Source organism: Photobacterium sp. WH77 (genome assembly GCF_022014395.1).
GTDB lineage: Bacteria > Pseudomonadota > Gammaproteobacteria > Enterobacterales > Vibrionaceae > Photobacterium > Photobacterium arenosum.
Genome location: NZ_JAKLTE010000015.1, coordinates 59,548 through 75,897 on the forward strand (window position 1 = coordinate 59,548; position 16,350 = coordinate 75,897).

The following is a 16,350-nucleotide window of genomic DNA, read 5'->3' on the forward strand; positions in this document are numbered from 1 at the left end:
ATGTAAATCGCGCAATCTGCGCTTTTATTAAGGTGTGGAGAGCGTATTTGCGTTTTCTTACCGAAACCCAGCCACAGCGAAGAGAGAGACGTATGGAAGTCATTGTATTAGGAAGCGGTGTTGTCGGGCTGACGTCAGCCTGGTATCTGGCGCAGAAGGGGCATCAGGTGACGGTTATTGACCGCCAGTCCCGCAGTGCAGAAGAAACCAGTTTTGCTAATGCCGGGCAGATTTCCTACGGCTACTCTTCACCGTGGGCAGCGCCTGGCATTCCGGCGAAAGCCATTAAGTGGCTGGTACAGAAACATGCGCCGCTGAAAATCAAACCGTCGTTATCGCCGGATTTGTACAGCTGGATGGGTAAGATGCTGGCCAACTGCAACTATGTCAGTTATCAGCGCAATAAAGCCCGCATGTTACGCGTCTCAAATTACAGCCGGGAAAGTTTGATTGAGTTGCGCCAGCAACACGATCTGCACTACGAAGGCCGTCAGAAAGGCACATTGCAATTGTTACGTACTCAAGCTCAGCTTGATGCGGTCGGTAAAGATATTCAGGTATTGGATGAAAGCGGTATACGGTTTGAACTTCTGGACGCCGCTGGATGTATCGCAGCAGAACCGGCGCTGGCTAAAGTGCGGGAGAAAGTGGCGGGTGGCTTACGATTGCCGGATGATGAGACTGGCGATTGCTATAAATTCTGCCAGCAACTGACCGCTCTGGCTGAGCAGGCCGGTGTCACTTTTGTGTTTGATACCCCAATTAAAGGACTGCGACATGAAGCGGGGCGCATTGTGGCTGTTGATACCGATAAAGGTGAGTTCAAAGCCGATGCTTATGTGGTGGCGCTGGGCAGTTACTCAACAGCCATGCTGGGCACCTTAGGTATGCAACTGCCGGTTTACCCGGTCAAAGGGTACTCGCTGACCATGCCGCTGAAAGACAGCGACGGCGCCCCTGTGTCGACCGTGATAGATGAAACCTATAAAGTCGCTATGACACGGTTCGATAACCGTATCCGTGTGGCCGGTACGGCCGAGCTGGCGGGCTTTAATCTGCACCTGACCGAGCAGCGAAAAGAAACCATCGCTATGGTTGTCAATGATCTGTTCCCTGAAGGCGGCGATCTGAATCAGGCCGAGTATTGGACTGGCCTGCGTCCGATGACACCGGATGGCACCCCGGTTATAGGCAAAACGCCTTTTGATAATCTTTACACCAATACCGGGCACGGCACGCTGGGTTGGACCATGGCCTGCGGGTCTGGTCGTTTACTGGCCGATATTGTCAGTGGTAATGACACGGATATCGACACAGACGGCTTATCTATCCACCGGTATCTGTAACCGGCACGTAAATGCTATCTCCCGGTCAGGCTGCGTCCGCCTGATCGGGGCTACTCCCTCAATCTACATATCTTCGCGTTATTCACGCCTTACTGCCCGCACTTGGGTGATTCAACGTCAGTATTCAATACCTACCAGGCATTTCACTGCGCCTATGCTAAAGCTTTGATATGACATCGGTTGTACTGTATCTTTACGGGCTTTATACCATGATGCGCAGGGTATCCTGACGCCATCTGGTTATCTGCAGTTAACAAATAAAGACAGCGCGCCGCTCTATTTTAAGGAAAGAGAGTGGCTTACTGTGAATCAGGGAAATCTGGATAATGCATAAACGATATGTGATGTCAGCCGTGGCAATGATGTTGACCATGTCTGGCTGTTCTTCAATCAGTGAAGAAGAATGCCGGCTGGGTGATTGGCATCAGATGGGCTTGGCCGATGGCCAGAAAGGGAAAAAGAATTACTCGGCCATTTACAGTGAAGAATGTGCGGAATATGGTGTATCTGTTGATCTGAAATCTTACCAGCAAGGCCGACGTGAAGGATTAACCTCATACTGTACTTACGAAAATGGCACTCTGGTTGGTCAGTCCAATGCAAGCTATGACAATGTCTGTCCGGCAGACTTAGCCAGAGATTTTCTGTCAGGTTACACGCCTTACCATAATCTGGCCCAAGCGCAATCCAGGTTGGACTCGGCAGAAAGCAGTGTGAATAACTACAAAGCGAGGCTGGAAGAGGACACGCTGTCCAGTGATGACAGAAAAACATTTAAAGCGGAGCTGAAATCGGCCAAGTCGCGGATGGAGCGTGCGGAGTTTGATGTTAACCGTTTTGAATATGAACTTGCCGTTCATAAGATTGACAGAGAAATGACTCAGATTCATAGTCAACTGACCTCGGAAACACTGCCTCAAACGCAAAAGACAGCGCTGAATCAACGCCTTGCCAGTCTGAACAATCAGCGTAAATATTACGAGACCTTATCGACAACAGAAAATACGATTCAGAATATCAAAAATATTGCTGATTTATTTTAAATGTGACTGAGTGGTGATCTGAAACTGCCTTAGTGTTTATTATCATCAAATTTAGCATTAATGAATTTAATGTCTGTTTTTGGGTAAAAACACAGTTTAAATTAACAGTATTATCATTATATAAAGAATCTTGTTGAGGTCAGGGTGTGATCTTGAGTTAAAACTTTAATTCTTGTTGCATAGCATGTGCGCACATAGTTTGAAGTCTGCCTAGATTTAACAAAACAACTCCAATTTAACATTTTTGTAACCTTGTGTTTCGTCAACAATGTGTTGGCTAACAACACACAAGGAGTCACACATGCAAGTATGCATAACAACAAAAAAGACGCTTCTCGCCACTCTCATCAGCTCAACCATGTTGACCGGTTGTTATTGGGATGACCCGAAAGAAGCCGCGGCTTACGTCAGTAGCGAAATTGAACATGAAGATGTGGTAGAGCATTTGGTGGAGTTGGAAGCGCGTGCCACGCCGACATCGGATGGCAGCTCTGTGACCCGTGCTGCCGGCTCAGACGGATACCAGTATTCTGTTGATTACATCATCGAAGTGATGAAAGAACACGGCTATAAAGTGTCTACACAGGAGTTTGATTTCCGCGCCTGGGAAGAGCTGGCCGGAACAACGCTCAATGTTGACGGCGCTGATCTGATTAGCACTCGTGAGGCTGGAGAAGGTGTTGAAGCAGACTATGCCGTGATGTCCTATTCGGGTGATTCAAATGGTCAGCTGGTTGGTGACATCGTATTTGTCACGCCGGATTTTAACTTTGACAGTCCGAATTACGATGATACCGATGGTTGTGAAGCCACTGATTTTGAAGGTAAAGCGATCACCGGGAAAGTGGCAGCCATCCAGCGCGGTGGCTGTAACTTCACAACGAAAGTGGTGAACGCACAAAATGCCGGTGCCAAAGCGGTGATCGTCTTTAACCAAGGGAGCGATGAAGGCCGTAAGGGTGTGGTTAACGGTACGCTGGGCAGCGATACAGCGGCGACAGTACCCGCTTTTGGCGCCCGGTATGAAATAGCTAAACAGTGGTTCGATGCCAGCCAGACTCAGCCCGTCCCTGTGGTACTTGCGGTCGATGTCAAAGACGAAATGGTCGTAACCCAGAACGTGATTGCGGAAACCAGACGCGGTAATCCGAATCAGGTGGTGATGCTGGGGGCGCATCTGGACTCAGTACCGGAAGGGCCTGGTATCAATGATAACGGTTCAGGTACGGCCGGTTTGCTGGAGTATGCAATTACGCTGGCTGACACCAGAGCGCCAGTGAAAAACAAAGTCCGGTTCGCTTGGTGGGCAGCAGAGGAAGCAGGCTTAGTGGGTTCAGAGTATTACACTAACACATTGTTTGCCCCTATCTATGATCAGGCTCAGAACGAGATTCTGGCAGAACTGGGACTGGACGATCCCAGCCAGTTGACAGAAGAACAGGTTGAGCTGGTTGAAGCCCGCTACACTAAGCTGAATAAAGTGAAGCTGTACCTGAACTTTGACATGATCGGTTCGCCAAACTATATCTTCGGTGTCATGGATGGCGACCTGTCGGATACCAAAGACAGCCCGGACAATGCCTATACCGGTGATTTCAAACCGCCATACGGTACTTCCGACATTGAATCGACATTCAATGAGTTCTTTACGGCAAAATCTGAGTTCACTGTGCCTCAGGCGCTGTCTAAACGTTCTGATTATGCAGGTTTCGCTGATTGGGGTGTGGCGTTCGGTGGCCTGTTCACCGGTGCTGAGAAAGTGAAAACGGCTGAAGAAGTGGATCAGTTTGGCGGTGAAATTGATGTGGCTTACGACAGATGTTATCACCAGGCCTGTGATGATCTGAATAACGTCAGCCAGAAAGCCTTGTTCGTTAATACTCAGGCCCTGGCCTATGTGACGACTTACTATGCGTTCAGTAAGCCATTATTCCCTGAAGTTGCTGAACCGGCAGTGAAAACCATGTCGCGTATGCCAAGCGACATGAAACCAACGCAAAAACTGCGTATTGGTGAGAAGCTGAAAGCTGCAGAGAGTCATTCGGATCACGGTCACTTCCACGGTGACTTTGATCAGGATCGCCAGTAATGACCAGCGATTAACGCTAAACATAAACAGCCACGCAAATGCGTGGCTGTTCTTTTATATACGGCAGTATTACTCGGCTGTAATAATATCCATCACCAGCTTGCCATCTTCGCGAATCGGGCCGTCTTCTTTCGCGCCCAGTGTGTATTCAAACACGCCGGTTTTCATCCCGCCATCTTCACCGTGGAGCATTAGCATCTCGCCAGTGTCGACAACACCGAAAGCGGCCGGGCATATATGTATCGGGAAATTCAAACCGACTCTTTTGTGTCGGTATTGGTGTATTCATAGCGCCTGTCTGCGACAAAAGCACCTGCGCTTGAGTATTTTCGGGCAGAGGATTTGATTTGCATCGATCTTTGGATTGCATTCCCGAGTGAATGGGTTTACCCGTTCGGAAGTGGACGTTAAGATAGCGCCACACATATTCTGATATTCTGAAAAGCAGACTTCATGAAACTGATCCCTTTGCTCAAACAACCCCGAATTCACTGACGCCGCTGGCCGTTAATCAACATGGGCCTACAGCGGAGATTTCCCTGTGGGTGAAATTATTGAAAGTGTAAACAGGTTGAAAATGAGCGAAAAACATTGGTCGAAAGTTCAGTTGTTACATGAGGTTGTGACGAATCCGAACATCTTTGTAAAAGGGACTCGCAGTTATTATAGCGATTGCTGGGATGACGGGTTTGAAGCATCCGTGGTGCGTTATCTGCACGGAGATGAAATCAGCCGACAGTGGGAGCCGAAATGGCCGATCGATCAGCTTCGAATCGGCGATTGCGTGTGTATCGCTGCTGAGGTGGTCATTTTAATGGGGGGCAACCATACCCATAGGGCTGATTGGCTTTGTCTGTATCCTTTTATGGATTTCATCGAAGAAGCCTATGTCGGCAAAGGTGATACCGTGATTCAGGATGGCGCCTGGCTGGGGATGCGTTCGATGATCATGCCGGGAGTGACGATTGGTGAAGGTGCCATTGTTGCGGCCAATAGTGTCGTGACCAAAGATGTTGCACCGTACAGCATTGTTGCTGGTTCTCCAGCGAAGCTGGTGAAGTTTCGGTTTGAAACTGCAGTGATTGATGTTCTGCTGGCATTGAAGGTATACGACTGGCCTGCGGAAAAGTTCGAAGCACTGAAAAGGTATCTTTGTGCCGATGATATCGGGGCACTGAAACAGGCATCGGATGCTTACGATCAGTCAAAAAGCATTGGCTGACACCAAACTGCATTGATGTGAAAAAAGCCGCTGAATTAGCAGCGGCCTTTTTTTGCTTGTCCCGGTGGGCAGAAACTGCCGTTGCCGCCATGATGGTGATCATCATAGTCACCATTGGTGGTGGCTTTGATGTTCACACCGTCTACTTCACCTTCAACATGTGTCAGCTGACAACCGGTCAGAGACAGGCTGATGGTCAGTAAACCGAGCAGAGTTAATGATTTCATTGTTAACGCCATAAAATGGGAAAAGCGGGCACTGTAAATGATTTTCGCAAGGCCTGTGTTAGCCTGATGTCAATGATTGCTGAGCCTGTCAAAATCCGCTTCTGGCAGGATAATCTGACAATATTGTGAAAAATTAGTTTTCATTCTGGTAAAAAGTTCTGCAAAGCCATTGTAAACTGATAGTAACCTTTGAAATAGCGACCTTCTTCGTTGGCTACCTGTCAGGAGGCAAACATGAAACGGGTCTTTTATATCAGTGATGACCTGGATGAACTTGAGCTGGTTGAACATGAGTTGGAACTGAGTGGTTTTACTTCTCCGCAAATCCATGTTCTCAGTAACAAAGATGCTGATGTGTCGAGCCACAAGCATTTGCATCCGGTGCAATCTGTGATGCGCAATGACGTTGTGCACTCAACTGAAATTGGCGCTGTGATCGGGGCGATTGCCGCAGCCGGCGTATTAATTGCGGCCTATGCCTCCGGGGTGACAGATGCGGTTGGCTGGGCACCTTTCATTTTACTGGCGATTGCGATTCTGGGATTCATTACCTGGGAAGGGGGATTGTTTGGATTTCAGGAACTGCATTATCAGTTCCGCCGGTTTAAAAACGTCCTGAAATCCGGCAAGCATGTATTAATGGTGGATGTTGAGCCGGAGCAGGAACTGCAGCTGGCCAGTATTACCCTGGCGCACGACAAACTCAAACCTGCCGGAACCGGGAAATCTCCTCCGCACTGGGTGGTCGCCATGCAGCAAAAATGGCAGCGGATGATGAAAACCTTGCCTTAACCGCTTGGTTCTGGCGCTGACAAGGTGTCTGCCGGGTCATTATCCGCCCGGCAGACTGAAAAACCATTCTCTGAGAGCAAAGATATAGCTTGCTTCGCTCGCCATCAGACCTACCAGGACGAGCAGGACTAACGGCGGAAGGAAAATGGTATACACCAAAGCGAGCCTTTCCCAGCGCATGTGCATGAACACGGCGGCAATCAGCCCGGCTTTCAGTGCCATAAACAGCAGAATAAGGCTCCACCGTAACATGCCCTGCAAATGGAAATAGTCGACCAGATACGAGAGGGTACTGAGCACAAAGAGCAGTCCCCATACTTTAAGATACAGGCTGATTGGATGCTGCTGCTTCACTGAATCATGAGTGAGTTCAGAATTTGCCATCATGGCCTCCTTGACGGTTTGCCTGAGTTACCACAGATAAAAAAAGGCGAATATAAATACCCACACCAAATCAACGAAATGCCAGTACAGTCCGGTGATTTCAACAATTTCGTATTTTCCTCCTTGTATTCCCGTGGCATGTGGATCCACCTGTTTTTTGTCATATTTCCCCAGAGCGACCCGAATGGCGACTATCGTCAGGTACAGCACGCCCACACTGACATGCAAACCGTGAAAACCGGTGATCATGAAAAATGCCGCACCAAACTGTGATGCTCCTTCTTCATTTCCCCACGGGCGAACTCCTTCGGCAATGAGTTTGCTCCATTCGAACGCCTGCATACTGACAAAGGCCAATCCCAAAAGCGCGGTTAACAACATCAGTAAGGCAGTGGACCAGCGCTTTCCCTGATAGCCGCAGTTGACGGCCATCGCCATGGTTCCGCTGCTGGTGATCAGCACAAAGGTCATAATGGCAATCAGGATCAGGGGGATGGAATGACCGGCAATCGTTAAGGCAAAGACCTCGCTGGTTGGTGGCCAGATGTCAGTCGTGGTCATGCGGACCGACATATAGCCCACCAGAAAACAGCCGAACACAAAGGTGTCGCTGAGCAGAAAAATCCACATCATGGTTTTGTTTGCCGAGACGTGAAATGCCGCACGATCGCCGGCATAGTCGTTGACGACCCCTGTCCAACCTGTTTGGCTGCCCAGGGTTGGCGTCCGGGATGGTTGGGTTTCACTCATAATCAAGACCTCTCGTTCTGCCGGCTGTGCGGATCAGGTTAATCGCAGTAAGCCCAGCAGAAACAGCCAGATGAATAACAGGAAATGCCAGTACCGTGCGCAGAGCTGCAACCATAAATGCAGGTTGTCCCTTTGCCCCCGCCAGACCTGATACACCACTACACCCAGGGCCAGAACCCCACCGATTATGTGCAGTGCATGCAGGCCGGTCAGGAGATAAAAAAAGCTGTTAGCCGGGTTGGCCAGCACGCCCTGGTTGATCTTGACCAGCGCCTGCCAGGCCCATAACTGTGCGAGAATAAAGCCGAGCGTAAAACAGACCGCCATTATCAGCTCGGTCTGGCAGGCGGCAAGGGCAGGCAGCAAACGGGCTTTACGGCCGGCAAGGTGCATGGCCACACAGCCCAGTACCAGCAGTGATGTGCTCAGCATCAGTTGCCACGGTTCATTGAGCGCTTGCCAGTCACTCAGCGTGTGGCGGATGTAATAGGCCACGGTAAACAAGAAAAACAAGGCGCCAATAACCCCCATGAGTACCCACAAACCGGTCGAGGCAATCGCATAGGTGCTGGCAGGCTGGTAGTGGGCATTCGGGGCCGGACTCAGGTTGCCCGACGCCAGTGTCGAGAGTGCAGGCTTACGGCTCATGTTTCGGACTCCTCAGGCTCGCTGTCGGGCATATCCGTCGCGATATCGTCGGGCGGCTGGTTCTGCGGCAGATAATCTTCTTTGGCGCCGGGCACGCTGAAATCATAGGCCCAGCGATACACCACAGGGAGCTCATCGCCCCAGTTGCCATGTTTAGGTGGCGTATCAGGGGTTTGCCACTCCAGTGAGGTGGCACGCCAGGGATTGCCGCCCACAGCTTGTTCATGACGCCAGCTCCAGTACATGTTGAAGATAAACAGCAGTTGCGCCGCCCCGACAATCAGGGCCGCGATGGTAATGAAGGCATTGAGCTGCTGCGCCGATTCGGGAATAAAACTGTAGTCTTCCCAGGCGAAATAGCGCCTTGGCATCCCCATAACACCGAGATAGTGCATAGGAAAATAAATGGCGTAAGTCCCCAGAAACGTAAACCAGAAATGGATATGGCCCATGGTGTTGTTCAGCATTCTGCCGGTGACTTTGGGATACCAGTGATAGAGCCCGCCGAAAATCGCCAGGATCGGTGATACGCCCATCACCATGTGGAAATGGGCCACCACAAAATAGGTGTCCGACAAGGGAATATCGACCACCACATTGCCCAGAAACAAACCGGTTAAGCCACCGATGACAAAGGTGCTGATGAAGGCCAGAGCGAACAGCATAGGCAGCGTGAGATGAATGTCACCTTTCCAGAGCGTAAACAGCCAGTTGTAGACTTTAATCGCGGTCGGAACGGCGATCACCAGGGTGGTGATGGCAAAGAAAAAGCCGAAGTACGGGTTCATACCGCTGACATACATATGGTGCGCCCAAACGACAAAGCTCAGTACCCCTATGGCCAGAATCGCCCATACCATCATCTTGTAGCCGAAGATGTTTTTGCGGGCATGAATGCTGATTAAGTCTGACACTATGCCAAAGGCAGGCAAGGCGACTATGTAGACTTCAGGATGACCAAAGAACCAGAACAGGTGCTGGAACAGGATAGGGCTGCCGCCGCCGTGCTCGGTAAGCTGTCCCATGGATATCACGGCAGGCATAAAGAAACTGGTGCCGAGCAGTTTATCGAACAGCATCATCACCGCACTGACAAACAGGGCAGGGAAGGCCAGCAAAGCCATGGCTGAGGCGGTAAAAATACCCCAGACGGTCAGAGGCATGCGCAGCAGCGTCATGCCCCGGGTCCGCGCCTGCAGCACAGTGGTGACATAATTCAGCCCGCCCATGGTGGCGGCGACGATAAACACCGCCAGCGATATCAGCATCAGCACAATGCCCCAGTCGGTGCCGGGTGTGCCGGGCAAAATGGCCTGCGGCGGATAAAGGGTCCAGCCGGCGCCGGTTGGCCCGCCGGTGACAAGGAAACTGGCCAGTAAGATCAGTGAAGCCAGCAGATAAAACCAGTAACTGAGCATATTCAGAAAAGGGAAAACCATGTCTCTGGCACCCACCATTAACGGAATCAGATAGTTACCGAATCCGCCCAGAAACAGCGCCGTCAGCAGGTAAACCACCATGATCATGCCGTGCATGGTCAGCGCCTGATAATAGGTATTGGCATCAATGAAATCGAAGGTGCCGGGAAAGCCCAGCTGCAGGCGCATAATCCAGGACATGACCAAGGCAATCAGGCCCATAAAAATGGCGGTCAGAGAATACTGAATGGCAATGACCTTATGATCCTGGCTCCAGATATACTTGCTCCAGAACGATTGCGAATACCCGGAGCTGTGTTGGTGAGTCTGTGCTGTCATATCTCCTCCCGTCGCGAGCACTATTGCGCCAGAGACTGGATATAAGCGATCAGGGCATCGATTTCCTGATCATTCAAAGTATACGCAGGCATGACCGCAGGGTAGCCTTTTACCAGTTCGGCTTTGGCATCCAATATGGCCCGTTTCAGATAAGCTTCATCGGCCTGAAGCTGTGTATCATCTGACAGGGTTCTTGTATTGCCGTACAGCCCTTGCCAAGTCGGTCCGATGCCGGTCTTGCCGTCGCTGCTGTGGCAGGCGATACAGCCGTTGACTTGCGATAACGTCTCGCCCATCGCAATCAGATCGGTTTGTGAGAGTGCCTCGCCACTCGCGGTCGTGTCTGCGGGGCGCTGGGTTTGGGCAAACGTCGGCTGTGCGGCCAGCCAGCGACCAAACTCTGCTTCGTCTTCAACCACAACACGCCCGCGCATATTGAAATGCCCGACACCACAGAGTTCGGCACAAAGAATGTCAAACTGTCCGCGCTCAGTGGGCCTGACCCAGAAATGGGTGACGGTGCCGGGAACCAGATCCATTTTTGCCCGGAACTGGGGCACGTTGAAATCATGGAGGACGTCTTTGGATCGCAGCAGCACTTTGTAGGGCGCGTAAAGGGGCAAGTGCAGCTCGGGCAACAGAATTATCCGATCATCTGCACCGGCAGGATCATCCGGGTCAATGCCTAACGGGTTGGTACTGGACACAAACCGGGTGTCACTTTTGCCCAGTTGAGCGTCATTACCGGGAAAACGGAATCGCCAGCGCCACTGCTCACCGACGACTTCGACAATCCGTGCCTCATCAGGCACGCTGACAAATTGCCCGTACACCACCAAGCCCGGGGCCAGTAAAGCGATAATGCCGACAGAGGTAATGCCGATCAGCCAGGCTTCCAGCTTTTTGCTGTCGGGCTGAAACTGGGACTGGCGGCCGGGTTTATGTCTGAAGCGAATGACCAGCCAGGCAAGCACCAGGTTCAGAACGATAAAAAACGCTCCGGTAATGATGAGAGTCAGGTGCAGCGCATTATCTATCTCCCCCCAATTTGACGCAGCAGGCGTCAGCCACCAGGGGCTGTAAATATGGAAGGCAATGGAAGCAACGACAATAATGATCAGGGCAATGGCTATTGCCATATATCACCTTTTACCGAAATTGGTCGCATCCATGAGAGGAACAAAAATCGGTAACCCGAACCCTGAAAGTCAAACAGTATTGTTGCCCGCGCAGTGAAGGCTTTATACACAGCTGCCAGCCAGAAAAATGACAAAGTGGCTGTGTTTGATAGTCATATTGATTAAAAGCTTAGTGGACATCACCATGCTGTGCGAGTGATCTGAGGGCTTTCTCTGCAGACGGTTCGTAAATGAGAAAGCTGGGTTTCACCGAAAAATGTCTTACTATGAGAGAGGTTATTCAGGCACAATCGCCTGATAGTCAATAAGATAAGCTTTCCCAAAAATGAGGAGGGGATGTGGCTGGTGCAAGTTTGTTAACCTTGCTGGATGATATTGCAACCGTACTCGATGACGTTGCCGTAATGAGTAAGGTCGCGGCCCGGAAAACCGCCGGGGTGCTGGGGGACGATCTGGCCCTGAATGCCCAGCAGGTGGCCGGGGTAAGAGCAGAACGAGAAATCCCGGTTGTGTGGGCGGTGGCAAAAGGTTCGTTTAAAAATAAGTTGATCCTGGTGCCGGCGGCCCTGTTAATCAGTGCTGTTGCACCCTGGCTCATCGTGCCATTGCTGCTGACTGGCGGTTTGTTTTTGTGTTTTGAAGGTGCAGAAAAAGTCATTCACAAACTCACTCATGATGATGCAGAAGAAGAGCTGAAAGATCACGATCAACTGCCCGATGGCATGGATATTGATGAATACGAGCAGAACAAGATAAAAGGAGCAATCAGAACCGATTTTATTCTGTCAGCCGAAATTATCGTGATTGCATTAGGCACCGTTCAGGGCATGTCTTTGATGACGCAATTGCTGGTAGTCAGCCTGATTGCCCTGACCATGACAGTGGGCGTTTATGGCTTAGTGGCAGGGATTGTCAAACTTGATGATGCTGGCTTTTATCTGGTGAAGCAGCATCAGGAGAAGAGCCTGTTGCACCGTTTTGGTCAGCTGTTGATCGCCGCCGCGCCTAAGCTGATGAAGTTACTGGCCGTTGTCGGCACCATCGCCATGTTTTTGGTCGGCGGCGGTATCGTGGTTCACAGTATTCCCGATTCGCATCACTGGCTGGTGGTTTTAACTGAGCGGTTGCAAGCTCTGCCCGGTGCATCATGGCTGGTGCCCATGATGACCAACCTGATAGTCGGTATCGTTGCGGGCCTGCTGGTACTGGCTGTCATTTCGGCCTGGCAGCGTTTGCGCGGTAATCAGGCAGCATAAATCATTGACTTAAGGTATGCTGATGTCAGCTTGAGATGTAAGTATAAGAATGAATATGACGAAAAAGCCAAGACGCAGACCTTTTGTGATGCTGAACCGCCTGCCTTTGCTGGCGGTTCTGTTTTTCCCCGGTATCACAGCTGCCAGCAGTGAGCCGGGAACCGCAACAGTACAGGGAGCGGTATTATCCCAGAACACTGCCTCAGTGCTGGCAGATGCATTCGAACAATCAGCCCAACTGTGGCGGCGAGATGCTATCGCTTATGCCCGGTTGCCCAGCCGTGATGATATCGGCCAGATACTCACTACCTACGGGTTAGATGCGGCAGGAAAACCGGTTCCTGTCTCACAGCAAGACATTGTTCAGGAAAGTGTTGTTGTCCGTGATATGCAGCCATTGGTCGGGGCGGTTTATCACGAATATCTGATGACCAAAACCGCCTGGTTCGAACAATACGGCATGATGCCAGATACGCTGTCATTCCACAGTTATCAGTCGTTGCGTCAGGTACAGGTATTGACCGTGGATGCACAGCTGGTGTCAGCACTTGGCAGCCTGGACGGTAAATCTGTCGAGATAAAAACCAGTGATTTCCCGGCATTAATTGATGCAGACCAAGATGCAGAGACTGCTCTTTCCACCGTTACCCTGATGTTAGGCGATCGGGTGACAGATGCTGGCGAAGTGATAGCGATAGACACACTGCAACAGCTCTATAGCCTTCAGGGCGATCTCCCTCAAATCTGACAGGAACCAGCCGCAGGGCTGGTTTTTTCATCTTTATCTCCCGCCGATACCGCAGCAATGTCACTGTGGTATTTTTTGACTGATCATTTTGAGAATAATTGTTATTATTCTTCCCATTACTTTCCAGAGTGTCGCAGCGACGCTGGTGTGATTACACCAAACGGTAGAAAGGAATGTGCCCCAAAAAGATAATTCAACTTGAATGATAATAGTTATTATTTATTCTAGTGTTATTGGCCTGGTAAGAATTTGCGTTTGCTCAAAGTGCAGCAAGCGAGTCCATGATAGTTTGGTGAATGGATGACAACAGCGTTGAATACAAAACAGAGCTCTGAAGCTGGCCGCTTTCCCAGCACCATTGCGCGTGCCGTTCAGCCGGAAAATTTGATTCGGTTGTTCAATGATGCGGAGCGTTTGATACCCATAATGAAAGGTGTTTCCGCGCCTGACACCTTGTTTTGTATTAAGCGTGATGGCAACAACGATCAGTTGCTGGCCAGCCTGTATCAGTACTGGCAGCAGAACTATCCGGAAGCTGGGCAGCCTTACTGGACGACACGTAGTTGGTCTATGCTGACCTGGCAGCCGCTCTATCTGGCTTTTGTCTGTGTTTACAGTGTGCAGTCGGTGCCGCCACTGAGCCGTATCGTTCAGCAATATAACAATGCAGGGTGGGTGGCTGGCTACAGTTTCAGCCAGAATAGCCAATGGTGCGAAGGCAATACCCAGCAGCTGATTCAGTGCGCGGGCCGTGAGCTGGTCGATCTGTATGACGATCTGCGAGAGCAGATGGAACACCATACTCGTATTCGTCCTGGTTTTACCCGCCAGTTACTGGCGGATGCCGTCCTGGCGGTGCTGCTGCGTTACCACAATGCATTACCTGAGAAGATGCCGGCGGACGATGTACCCCAGCATGCCGCTTGGTGGCTGGAAAGTCTTGGCTTGCCCGCCAAGCATATTGAGACCCTGTACCGCTCCGAAGCCGACGGTCAGTGGCAACAACTGCGAGTCAGTTGCTGTATGCATTACCGGCGTGATGATGGCAGCTATTGCGAAAACTGCCCGAAGAATAAACTCTAGGCCTGGTTGTGCCGCACGCGATGCGTTGATCACAATCTTGCAGTGTAAGTCATAAGAAAAACTATGTTTGAACTCAACAACATCCGTGTACACCGTGGTGGGCGCGATATTTTGCGTATCGATCAGCTCACTATCGACAGCGGGGCTTTTACCATGGTGCTGGGCCACAATGGTTCAGGTAAATCAACGCTGGTGAACTTGCTTGCCGGACAAACGGCGCCCGATGAAGGCGACATTCTGCTCAACCAACAGCCACTGACTACGCTGTCTGCCAAAGCGCTGGCACGTGAAGTGGCTTTCCTGCCACAAAAGCTGCCGGACGTTGCCGGCTTGACGGTCAGAGAACTGGTGAAACTGGGGCGCTTTCCCTGGCGCGGCACATTCGGTCGCTGGCAAAAAGATGATGTCGCCATCATTGAAGCAGCCATGCGCAAGACTGGCACCTTACGCTTTGCCGACAATCTGGCCGACCAGCTCTCTGGCGGGGAACGCCAGCGCGCCTGGGTGTCTATGCTGCTGGCCCAGCAGTCACCTGTCCTGATCCTCGATGAGCCGACCTCGGCACTGGATATTCATCATCAGTATCAACTGATGTCTTTGCTGGCAGAGCTGAACCGAGACACAGGCTGTGGCGTAATCGTCATCTTGCACGATCTGAATCTGGCTTTGCGTTTTGCCACGCACGTGGTGGCCCTGAAGCAAGGGCGCATTGCCTTCACCGGCCCGAAAGACGTGTTACTGGATGAACCAAGACTGTCTGCATTGTATGAGACGGACATTAAACTCATTGATCACCCTGTCAATTCAGATCACCTGACTGGCCAGAAAGTTGCTGTGGTGTGTGAATAACAGTGGCACGAAAAACAGAGAAGTTGTCGTTTTATGTTGAATAAATGGTTGAAAAATATGGGCCCAGTGGCGCGAATGAGCAAATGGACTGCCGTGGCAGCCTTGCTGTTCTCCGGTCAGGTGTTTGCTGAGATAACGGTGACCGACAGCCGAGGTGAGCACACACTGACTGAGCAGCCCCAGCGTGTGGTTGTTCTCAACTGGGATCTGGCTGAACAAGTACTGGAACTGGATGTCACTCCTGTTGGTATGCCAAATATCAGTGGCTATCAGGAATGGGTTGTTCAGCCTGCCATACCCGCCGGTGTGGCGGATATCGGCACCCGCACCGAACCGAATCTGGAGAAAATTGCGGAACTGAAACCGGATCTGATCCTGGCTGCCTCACCGCAAAAAGATTTGATCCCCCGCCTTGAAGCTCTGGCACCTGTGTTGTACTACGAAACCTACAGCCAGTCGCTCAGCAGTGCAGAAGCTGCCATTGCGAACTTCCGCCAACTGGCCACAGTCTTTGATCAGGAAGCGCTGGCTGAGCAGAAACTCACGGCCATGTCTGAACGTTTTACTGAACTGAAAAATCAGCTTAATCAGGCGTTTAATGGTGAGTCACCCAGTGTGGTCGCGATGCGATTTGCCAATCAGACCTCTGTGTATATCTATGGCCAGAATTCCACCACTAATTATGCGCTTGAGCAGTTGGGTCTGACACCGGCCATGCCTTTACCTGCCACCGAGTGGGGCATTGTGCAGAAGCGGCTGACCGACCTGCAAAAAGCGGGTAGGAGCTATGTGCTCTACTTCCGGCCTTTCAATGAAGAGAAGCAGTTGCAGCGCTCGGTTATCTGGAATGCCATGCCTTTTGTCCGCGATAAGCACGTAAACAGTGTTGCTTCTGTCTGGAACTATGGCGGGGCCATGTCAATCCGTTATATAGCCGAAGCCATGGCCGACAGCCTGTTTGAAATTGCGCCTGATCAGGATGTGGTTTCCTCCGTTAAGGGCGGGCAGGACTGATTC

17 protein-coding genes are annotated in these 16,350 nt (G+C 51.0%); 10 read left to right on the forward strand and 7 right to left on the reverse strand.

Annotated elements, in window-relative coordinates; translation table 11 throughout:
* The first annotated feature begins 92 nt into the window (after positions 1-92).
* The 3 genes from L6J37_RS15055 to L6J37_RS15065 all read left to right on the forward strand — a co-directional run bounded on the left by L6J37_RS15055 (position 93) and on the right by L6J37_RS15065 (position 4,478).
* Positions 93-1,346: a D-amino acid dehydrogenase gene (locus tag L6J37_RS15055; RefSeq protein WP_237795718.1), complete on the forward strand. Its 1,254-nt coding sequence runs from the start codon at positions 93-95 to the stop codon at positions 1,344-1,346.
* A gap of 326 nt (positions 1,347-1,672) precedes the next feature.
* Positions 1,673-2,389 carry a DUF2799 domain-containing protein gene (locus L6J37_RS15060; protein ID WP_192017192.1) on the forward strand — a complete coding sequence of 239 codons (717 nt, stop codon included), beginning with the start codon at positions 1,673-1,675 and terminating at the stop codon, positions 2,387-2,389.
* A 301-nt stretch (positions 2,390-2,690) separates the two neighbouring features.
* Positions 2,691-4,478, forward strand: coding sequence for a M28 family metallopeptidase (locus L6J37_RS15065; RefSeq protein WP_237795719.1), 1,788 nt, complete (start codon positions 2,691-2,693; stop codon positions 4,476-4,478).
* Between the two features lie 69 nt (positions 4,479-4,547).
* Here the strand turns inward: L6J37_RS15065 and L6J37_RS15070 are convergent, their stop codons facing one another.
* Positions 4,548-4,733 carry a hypothetical protein gene (locus tag L6J37_RS15070; protein WP_237795720.1) on the reverse strand — a complete coding sequence of 62 codons (186 nt, stop codon included), beginning with the start codon at positions 4,731-4,733 and terminating at the stop codon, positions 4,548-4,550.
* Positions 4,734-5,055: 322 nt separating this feature from the next.
* Between L6J37_RS15070 and L6J37_RS15075 the strand changes: the two genes are divergently transcribed.
* Positions 5,056-5,700: a CatB-related O-acetyltransferase gene (locus L6J37_RS15075; RefSeq protein ID WP_237795721.1), complete on the forward strand. Its 645-nt coding sequence runs from the start codon at positions 5,056-5,058 to the stop codon at positions 5,698-5,700.
* A 35-nt stretch (positions 5,701-5,735) separates the two neighbouring features.
* Here the strand turns inward: L6J37_RS15075 and L6J37_RS15080 are convergent, their stop codons facing one another.
* On the reverse strand, positions 5,736-5,927 hold the full coding sequence (locus L6J37_RS15080; protein ID WP_192017189.1) for a hypothetical protein: 192 nt from the start codon (positions 5,925-5,927) through the stop codon (positions 5,736-5,738).
* Between the two features lie 234 nt (positions 5,928-6,161).
* On the opposite strand from L6J37_RS15080, the gene L6J37_RS15085 reads away from it, so the two are divergent.
* A complete protein-coding gene (locus L6J37_RS15085; protein WP_192017188.1) occupies positions 6,162-6,719 on the forward strand; it encodes an NAD/FAD-utilizing enzyme in 558 nt (185 codons plus the stop codon).
* Between the two features lie 39 nt (positions 6,720-6,758).
* Here L6J37_RS15085 and L6J37_RS15090 read toward each other — a convergent pair whose 3' ends face one another.
* From L6J37_RS15090 to L6J37_RS15110, 5 genes are read right to left on the reverse strand one after another with little or no spacing between them, the layout of a single operon-like run.
* Positions 6,759-7,106, reverse strand: a complete 348-nt coding sequence (locus L6J37_RS15090) for a cytochrome C oxidase subunit IV family protein (protein ID WP_192017187.1) — start codon at positions 7,104-7,106, stop codon at positions 6,759-6,761.
* A 24-nt stretch (positions 7,107-7,130) separates the two neighbouring features.
* Positions 7,131-7,853, reverse strand: a complete 723-nt coding sequence (locus L6J37_RS15095) for a cytochrome c oxidase subunit 3 (RefSeq protein WP_192017186.1) — start codon at positions 7,851-7,853, stop codon at positions 7,131-7,133.
* Between the two features lie 33 nt (positions 7,854-7,886).
* A complete protein-coding gene (locus L6J37_RS15100) occupies positions 7,887-8,501 on the reverse strand; it encodes a cytochrome c oxidase subunit 3 (protein ID WP_192017185.1) in 615 nt (204 codons plus the stop codon).
* Positions 8,498-10,258: a cytochrome c oxidase subunit I gene (ctaD, locus tag L6J37_RS15105; RefSeq protein WP_237795722.1), complete on the reverse strand. Its 1,761-nt coding sequence runs from the start codon at positions 10,256-10,258 to the stop codon at positions 8,498-8,500. Before ctaD ends, L6J37_RS15100 begins: the two co-directional genes overlap by 4 nt.
* A 20-nt stretch (positions 10,259-10,278) precedes the next feature.
* On the reverse strand, positions 10,279-11,397 hold the full coding sequence (locus L6J37_RS15110) for a cytochrome c oxidase subunit II (RefSeq protein ID WP_237795723.1): 1,119 nt from the start codon (positions 11,395-11,397) through the stop codon (positions 10,279-10,281).
* A gap of 338 nt (positions 11,398-11,735) precedes the next feature.
* Here L6J37_RS15110 and L6J37_RS15115 point away from each other — a divergent pair, with 338 nt between their 5' ends.
* From L6J37_RS15115 to L6J37_RS15135, 5 genes are all read left to right on the forward strand, one after another.
* Complete coding sequence (locus L6J37_RS15115; RefSeq protein ID WP_192017182.1) at positions 11,736-12,653, forward strand: DUF808 domain-containing protein; 918 nt, start codon at positions 11,736-11,738, stop codon at positions 12,651-12,653.
* 55 nt (positions 12,654-12,708) lie between these two features.
* Positions 12,709-13,401 carry a hypothetical protein gene (locus tag L6J37_RS15120; RefSeq protein ID WP_192017181.1) on the forward strand — a complete coding sequence of 231 codons (693 nt, stop codon included), beginning with the start codon at positions 12,709-12,711 and terminating at the stop codon, positions 13,399-13,401.
* A gap of 300 nt (positions 13,402-13,701) precedes the next feature.
* Positions 13,702-14,484 carry a siderophore ferric iron reductase gene (locus tag L6J37_RS15125; RefSeq protein WP_237795724.1) on the forward strand — a complete coding sequence of 261 codons (783 nt, stop codon included), beginning with the start codon at positions 13,702-13,704 and terminating at the stop codon, positions 14,482-14,484.
* Positions 14,485-14,547: 63 nt separating this feature from the next.
* Positions 14,548-15,333 carry an ABC transporter ATP-binding protein gene (locus tag L6J37_RS15130; protein WP_218387100.1) on the forward strand — a complete coding sequence of 262 codons (786 nt, stop codon included), beginning with the start codon at positions 14,548-14,550 and terminating at the stop codon, positions 15,331-15,333.
* 75 nt (positions 15,334-15,408) lie between these two features.
* Positions 15,409-16,347 (forward strand): iron-siderophore ABC transporter substrate-binding protein, encoded by a 939-nt coding sequence (locus L6J37_RS15135; RefSeq protein ID WP_237795725.1) that lies wholly within the window; start codon positions 15,409-15,411, stop codon positions 16,345-16,347.
* The last annotated feature ends 3 nt before the right edge of the window (positions 16,348-16,350 follow it).